Below are 6,739 nucleotides of genomic sequence, written 5' to 3' on the forward strand. Positions count from 1 at the left end.
AGCTGAATACTAAGATTTGGACAATACTGCGAGTTGTTTTTGGGTTAAGGTTAGGAAATAAAAATATGAGGTAATTTTACTTTTTTAAGGGATGGAGGGATAAGACGTTGATTAAAGGAAAGAAAGGCATAAGACCGTAATTTTAAGTTACATGTCAAATAAGCAACTAATAAAAATTCTTTTTTATTGTTTTTAGTAAAATTTATACTAAAATATATACTAGCGATTGATTGTTTAGGAGGCGTAATCATGGCTGTTAGTTTCGGTTTGACAGAAACCTTTAAAAATGTATTTGGTGGGGGTGAAGAACGAGTTCGTATCTTCTTCGCCCCCGGCCGCGTCAATTTGATCGGTGAGCATACGGATTACAACGGCGGGCATGTGCTGCCGTGCGCGCTCGAGATCGGCACGTATGCGCTTGTCCGGCAAACGGATGAGCCGTTTGTCCGCCTTTACTCCCAAAACTTCCCGGAAACAGGAGTCATCACCGTCTCTTACGATGACTTGTCATACCGGAGCGAGCACGGCTGGGCGAACTACCCGAAAGGGATCTTGGCTGCGTTTCAAGCGCTCAGCCCGCTGGAGACCGGATTGGACATTTTGTATTACGGCACGATCCCGAACGGCGCAGGACTGTCGTCATCCGCGTCGATTGAGCTCGTGACCGCGGTCATGCTCAATGAACTGTTCAGGCACGGGCTTGACCAGCTGGAACTTGTGAAAATGAGCCAAACCGTAGAAAATAAATACGTTGGCGTCCATTGCGGCATTATGGATCAGTTTGCCGTCGGCATGGGGAAACAAGATTGCGCCATTCTATTGAACTGCCAGACGCTCGAGTACCGCTATTTGCCGCTCGTGCTCAACGATTGTTCGATTGTCATCGCGAACACAAACAAAAAGCGCGGCTTGGCGGACTCGGCGTACAACGAGCGGCGGGCGACGTGCGAGGCGGCTCTCGCGAAGCTGCAAAGCGTGCGGAACATCGCCTCGCTCGGCGAGCTGACAAGCGCAGAGCTGGCCCGTTATGAACATCTTCTTTCCCCGCTTGAGCAAAAACGGGCCCGCCATGCGGTGACGGAAAACGAGCGGACTCTTGAAGCCGCCCGGGCGCTTGAGCGCGGAGACCTGATCCGCTTTGGCGAGTTGATGAAACAGTCGCATTTGTCGCTGCGCAATGATTACGAAGTGACAGGTGTTGAACTCGACACGCTCGTTGAAGCGGCATGGTCGCACGAAGGAACGGTCGGGGCGCGCATGACCGGAGCAGGATTCGGCGGCTGCACGGTGAACATTGTGAAAAAGGCATGCGTTCAAGATTTCATTGAACGGGTCGGAAACGCGTATGCCGAAAAAATCGGTTATGAAGCAAGCTTTTATGTCGTTGAAGTTGGTGACGGGGCGAGAGAACTCACGGAACTGGAGGAGATGAGCCGATGATTTTGGTTTGCGGAGGGGCAGGGTATATCGGCAGCCATGCGGTGTACCGTCTGCTTGAAAAAGGGGAGCGCGTGGTCGTGGTGGATAACTTGCAGACGGGGCACCGGGAGGCGGTTCACCCTGATGCGGTGTTTTGCCAAGGCGATATTCGCGACCGCGATTTTTTGCGCGAGGTGTTTCGCCAGCACGACATTGAGGCGGTCATTCATTTTGCGGCGAACTCATTGGTCGGCGAAAGCATGGAAGAGCCGCTGAAATATTACGACAACAATGTGTACGGCACACAAGTGCTGCTTGAAGTGATGAGAGAATTTGGCGTCAAGCAAATCGTCTTTTCTTCAACCGCCGCGGTGTATGGGGAGCCGAAACAAATCCCGATCGTCGAAACCGACCCGACGGAACCGACGAACGCGTATGGAGAAACGAAGCTGGCGATGGAAAAAATGATGAAATGGGCGGACCGCGCCTATGGCATCCGCTCGATTTCGCTCCGCTACTTTAATGTCGCCGGGGCGTACGGCACGACAATCGGTGAGGACCACAACCCGGAGACGCATCTGATTCCATTGATTTTAAAAGTGCCGCTTGGCCAGCGCGAGGAAATCTACATTTTCGGCGATGACTACGACACGCCCGACGGCACGTGCATCCGCGACTACATTCATGTGCTTGATCTCGTCGATGCCCATTGGCTGGCGCTCGAGAAATTGCGGAGCGGGGCAGACAGCGATGTATACAATTTAGGCAACGGAAATGGATTTAGCGTCAAAGAAGTGATCGAAGCGGCTCGGCAAGTGACCGGACACCCGATCCCCGCCCGCGTCGTGGCGCGGCGCCCGGGCGATCCGGCGAGACTTGTCGCTTCATCGGAAAAAGCAAAGCGCGAGCTCGGCTGGGAGCCGAAATACCCGTCCATTACGGATATCGTCGCGTCGGCATGGGAATGGCATCAAGCGCGGCCAAACGGATATCGGGGTGTGTAAACATGGAAACGATTTTTGCGGCGATTGAACAACTGATCCGTTATGCCGAGCAACGCGGCCTTTTAGCGCCGGAAGATGTTGTGTACGCGCGCAACCGCCTGCTGGCAACGCTCCGACTCACGGAATGGCAGCCGGCCGAGGTCAAGGACGTTCCCTTGGCCTCGCCGGCCCCGGTATTGGACGCTATGATTGATTGGGCGTATGAACAAGGATTGTTGGAAACGAATACAACGACCGAGCGCGATATATGGGATGCGAGACTGATGGACTGCGTCATGCCGCGGCCGTCGGAAGTGATCCGCGCCTTTTACGAGCGATACCGCCGCGACCCGCAGGAGGCGACGGACTGGTTTTATTCGTTGAGCCAAGCGTCCAATTACATTCAAACGGCGCGCATCGCCAACAATCAGCACTGGAAAGTGTCAACCATCTATGGAGAATTGGATATCACCATTAACTTGGCGAAGCCGGAAAAAGACCCGAAGGAAATCGCCAAATTAAAAGAGATGCCGTCATCCTCGTATCCAAAATGTGTATTATGCAAAGAAAACGAAGGGTATGAAGGAACGTGGCGTCATCCAGCCCGTTCCAATCACCGTGTCATCCCGATCACGTTATTGGATGAACAGTGGTATTTCCAATATTCTCCCTACGTGTACTATAATGAACATTGCATCGTCTTCCACGCCGAACATGTGCCGATGAAAATGGAGCGGAAGACGCTTGAGCGTTTGCTCGATTTCGTCGAAAAGTTCCCGCACTATTTCATTGGCTCGAACGCCGATTTGCCGATTGTCGGCGGCTCGATTTTAGTGCATGACCATTTCCAAGGCGGGTGCTATACGTTTGCGATGGAAAAGGCGGAGATCGAAGAGTGTATCCCGCTTCCATCGTTTCCGTCGGTCACAGCCGGCATAGTGCGCTGGCCGATGTCCGTCATCCGTTTGACTGGACCAAAAGAGGACGTGTTGGATGCGGCTGCCTTTTTGTATGAAACATGGCGGACGTACAGCGACTCAAGTGTCGAGATTATGGCCTACAGCGGCGATGTTCCGCATAACACGATCACCCCGATCGCCCGGCGGCGCGGCGATTTGTTTGAGTTGGACATTGTTTTGCGCAACAATCGGACATCAGCGGAACATCCGTACGGCATTTTCCATCCGCATGAAGAATTGCATCATATTAAAAAAGAAAATATCGGCTTGATCGAAGTGATGGGGCTGGCGGTGCTGCCGGCACGGCTTGCCGTGGAACTGGAGACGCTGGCCGATTATCTCGTGCATCGGACAAAAAAAGAAGACTGGGACGAGTCGATGCATAAACATTGGGATTGGTGCGAAGCCATTCACTCGGCCTATCCGGACATCACGAAGGACAACGTCCATGACATTTTGCGGCACGAAGTCGGGCAACGGTTTGTGACCGTGTTGGAACATGCCGGGGTGTTTAAGCGGGACAAGCGAGGGAAGGACGCGTTTCGCCGCTTTATGCAGCACGCTGTGGAGCGCATGTCGTCTCTTGTTTAAATGCGGCGAAAAAACGCGTTTCATATGAAACATAAGGAAGGGATTGCAAACAGACTATGGCTACGTTAAAAGAAATCGCGGAAAAAGTCGGCGTTTCGGTCGCGACGGTGTCGCGCGTGCTTAATTACGATACGACGCTGTCCGTTTCCGATGAAACGAGAAGGCGCATTTTTGAAGTCGCCCAAGAGCTGAACTACAAAACATTGCGGGAACGAAGCCAGCAAGCGCGCGAATCGTTTCGCTTCGGGCTCATTCACTGGTATTCGGAGCGCCAGGAAATCGATGACCCCTATTATATGGCGATTCGCCTCGGAGTGGAAAAAGAGTGTTTTGACCGCGGCATCGAACTCGTCAAATTGTTTAAACAGCACGGCGCCTATCCGATCGAACGGATGGAGGCGCTCGATGGCATCATCGCCGTCGGAAAATTCGGGCCGAAGGAAGTCGAGGTTTTTGCCGCCGGGGCCAAACAAATTGTGTTTGTCGACTGTTCGCCTGATGAGCATCGGTTTGATTCAGTCGTCATCGACTTGCGTCAAGCGACGGTGACAGTGCTTGATTATTTGCTTCGGTTGGGGCATACGAAAATTGGCTATATCGGCGGCCGTGAATATGTCGACGGGGAAACGCCGATCCGCGATGAGCGCGAAGCGGCGTTTTACGAATATTTGTATGTCAAAGGGCTGTATGATTCCCGCTATGTATGGATCGGTGCCTTCACTGCTGAAGATGGCTATCGGCTGATGAAAGAGGCTGTTTCAGGCGGCGACTTGCCGACGGCGTTTTTCATTGCCAGTGATTCGATGGCGATTGGCGCCCTGCGTGCGCTGCATGAAGCCGGGATCGCTGTTCCGGAAGAGGCGGCGATTGTCGGATTCAATGATATTCCGACGGCAGCATTTCTTCACCCGCCGCTTTCGACGGTGAAAGTATACACAGAATTTATGGGTGAAACAGCGGTTGAGCTGCTCATCGAACGGTTGACGACGAAACGAGCGATTTGCAAAAAGGTCGTCGTGCCGACAGAGCTCGTCATCCGCTCAAGCAGCGAGGGCAACGAAAAGGGGAGCGGTCGATAAGCCGCTCCCTTCTGCATTAATGGAACTCGATATCAACGCGTTTTTTCGTTCCTGTCGTTGTTTTCGGGATATGAATGTCAAGCACGCCGTTTTTGTACGTCGCGCGAATGTTTTCCGTCGCCGCATCCGCCGGCAGGGTGATCGAACGCTGGAAGCGACCAAAGAAGCGTTCGCGCCGGTGCATTTGTTCTTCTCTTACATCGTGGTGGCGTTGAATCGTGCCGCTGATGGTCAACATGTTGTTCTGCACGTCAATGTGCACATCCTCTTTCCGCTCCAGCCCCGGTAAATCGCACGAAACGACGTATTCGTTGGCCGTTTCATGCATGTCGATGCGCGGCATCCAGTGCTGCTCATCCATATGAGTGAACAGCGATGGAAAATCACTAGCAAAAAAGCGGTTCATATCCCGGCGAATCGATTCCAAGTGCCGGAACGGGTCATACGGAATTAACGCCATAACTGCCATCCTCCTTAACAAGAAATGTTTTTTCGCTCAGTAGTGTGAACCGGATTCGTCTGTTTTATGTATGATTGGCTTGCAATTGTTCCATCACCGTCAAATACGCTTGAATGAGTGCTACTTTCATGCCATCCGGCAAGTCAGAAGCGGCCACCCGCTTAACGGCGTAATAAAACTTCACTTCGGACGATTGCCGCACGCGCGGATGCGTCCATTCATCGCGCAACTCTTGCCTTATCGTTTCATACAAAAGAGTTTGGCTTTCTTGTTCATCAAGCGGTCCGGCCGCCAGCGATCGGTTCGGCCAAAGTCGGCGGTAGCCGTCAAGCAGTGCAGAAAATGGATAGGTCACGGCTGTTTCCCTCCTTAAAAAATATACATAGCGATCCTCGAGGTCTGCTCCTTGCAACATATTCTTTTTAAGAAATTATATCATACAGCAGTCGAAGCGATTCGGGAGGCCAAGTCGAATGTAGATAGTGGGGGCTGGTTTCGTTTGCTGTCGTTGTAAGGCAGCCCAACCGTGGGACGCACGGGGATGGCTTGGTTGACAGCCTGCCGTGGGGCGGGTGTTCCCAAGAATCTCCCACCTCTAAGCGTTAGCGTAGGTGGGAGAGCGTTCAACCTAAAAAAGTAGTTGACATAAGGTGAGATAGTGTATAAAATAAAAATCGCCGCTTCGACGGAATGTCGGAGTGCAACGATCGAACAATCATGAAATAAAAAAACTATTGACAAATAGTTAACACTGCGTATAATGAATAATTGCCGCGACGAAATGAACGCGGTAATAATTAAACGCGGTAATAATTAGAAGAGAATCAGTAGTTGACATTTTTGAAAGATTGTTTATAATAGTAACTGTCGTTCCTTGAAAACTGAACGAAACGAAGCGCGAAAGAAAAGCGAAGGCCGCTTTGGCCGAAGCTGGACAATACGGAAAAGCTGAGGCCCGCGGGTCGCCGCGATGGGCAAATGTTCTTCGCCTGCAGGGATTTACAATCCCGAAGGCGAAGGTTATTTGACCCCGAGAGGCGGCGGGCAGAAGCTGGACAATGCGAAAAGCCAATCAACTTTCTTTTGGAGAGTTTGATCCTGGCTCAGGACGAACGCTGGCGGCGTGCCTAATACATGCAAGTCGAGCGGACCGGATCGGAGCTTGCTCTGATTTGGTCAGCGGCGGACGGGTGAGTAACACGTGGGCAACCTGCCCGCAAGACCGGGATAACTCCGGGAAACCGGAGC

General features: G+C 52.1%; 6 protein-coding genes and 1 rRNA gene. 5 read left to right on the forward strand and 2 right to left on the reverse strand.

Annotation, left to right across the window (positions count from 1 at the left end):
• The first annotated feature begins 249 nt into the window (after positions 1 to 249).
• Genes ABS784_RS05930 through ABS784_RS05945 form a run of 4 tightly spaced genes read left to right on the forward strand, consistent with a single transcriptional unit; the run spans position 250 to position 5,031 of the window.
• On the forward strand, positions 250 to 1,440 hold the full coding sequence (locus ABS784_RS05930; protein ID WP_352511779.1) for a galactokinase: 1,191 nt from the start codon (positions 250 to 252) through the stop codon (positions 1,438 to 1,440).
• Positions 1,437 to 2,423: a UDP-glucose 4-epimerase GalE gene (galE, locus tag ABS784_RS05935; RefSeq protein ID WP_011231634.1), complete on the forward strand. Its 987-nt coding sequence runs from the start codon at positions 1,437 to 1,439 to the stop codon at positions 2,421 to 2,423. Before ABS784_RS05930 ends, galE begins: the two co-directional genes overlap by 4 nt.
• Positions 2,424 to 2,425: 2 nt before the next feature.
• Entirely contained in the window at positions 2,426 to 3,952 is a 1,527-nt protein-coding gene (galT, locus tag ABS784_RS05940) for a UDP-glucose--hexose-1-phosphate uridylyltransferase (RefSeq protein ID WP_011231633.1), read from the forward strand.
• Positions 3,953 to 4,008: 56 nt separating this feature from the next.
• The gene (locus tag ABS784_RS05945) at positions 4,009 to 5,031 is read left to right on the forward strand and encodes a LacI family DNA-binding transcriptional regulator (RefSeq protein WP_042382431.1); all 1,023 of its coding nucleotides are present in this window, start codon (positions 4,009 to 4,011) and stop codon (positions 5,029 to 5,031) included.
• A gap of 16 nt (positions 5,032 to 5,047) precedes the next feature.
• Here the strand turns inward: ABS784_RS05945 and ABS784_RS05950 are convergent, their stop codons facing one another.
• Positions 5,048 to 5,491 (reverse strand): Hsp20/alpha crystallin family protein, encoded by a 444-nt coding sequence (locus ABS784_RS05950; RefSeq protein ID WP_011231631.1) that lies wholly within the window; start codon positions 5,489 to 5,491, stop codon positions 5,048 to 5,050.
• 64 nt (positions 5,492 to 5,555) lie between these two features.
• On the reverse strand, positions 5,556 to 5,846 hold the full coding sequence (locus ABS784_RS05955) for a hypothetical protein (protein WP_011231630.1): 291 nt from the start codon (positions 5,844 to 5,846) through the stop codon (positions 5,556 to 5,558).
• Positions 5,847 to 6,571: 725 nt separating this feature from the next.
• Between ABS784_RS05955 and ABS784_RS05960 the strand changes: the two genes are divergently transcribed.
• A 16S ribosomal RNA gene (locus ABS784_RS05960) occupies positions 6,572 to 6,739 on the forward strand; the annotation flags it as partial.

The sequence above is a fragment of the Geobacillus sp. G4 genome (assembly GCF_040327975.1).
Lineage (GTDB): Bacteria > Bacillota > Bacilli > Bacillales > Anoxybacillaceae > Geobacillus > Geobacillus thermoleovorans.

Bases quoted from the DNA above. Each gene is read 5' to 3' on its own strand.
- ABS784_RS05930 (WP_352511779.1), top strand. From the start codon at position 250: ATGGCTGTTAGTTTCGGTTTGACAGAAACCTTTAAAAATGTATTTGGT.
- galE (WP_011231634.1), top strand. From the start codon at position 1,437: ATGATTTTGGTTTGCGGAGGGGCAGGGTATATCGGCAGCCATGCGGTG.
- galT (WP_011231633.1), top strand. From the start codon at position 2,426: ATGGAAACGATTTTTGCGGCGATTGAACAACTGATCCGTTATGCCGAG.
- ABS784_RS05945 (WP_042382431.1), top strand. From the start codon at position 4,009: ATGGCTACGTTAAAAGAAATCGCGGAAAAAGTCGGCGTTTCGGTCGCG.
- ABS784_RS05950 (WP_011231631.1), bottom strand. From the start codon at position 5,491: ATGGCGTTAATTCCGTATGACCCGTTCCGGCACTTGGAATCGATTCGC.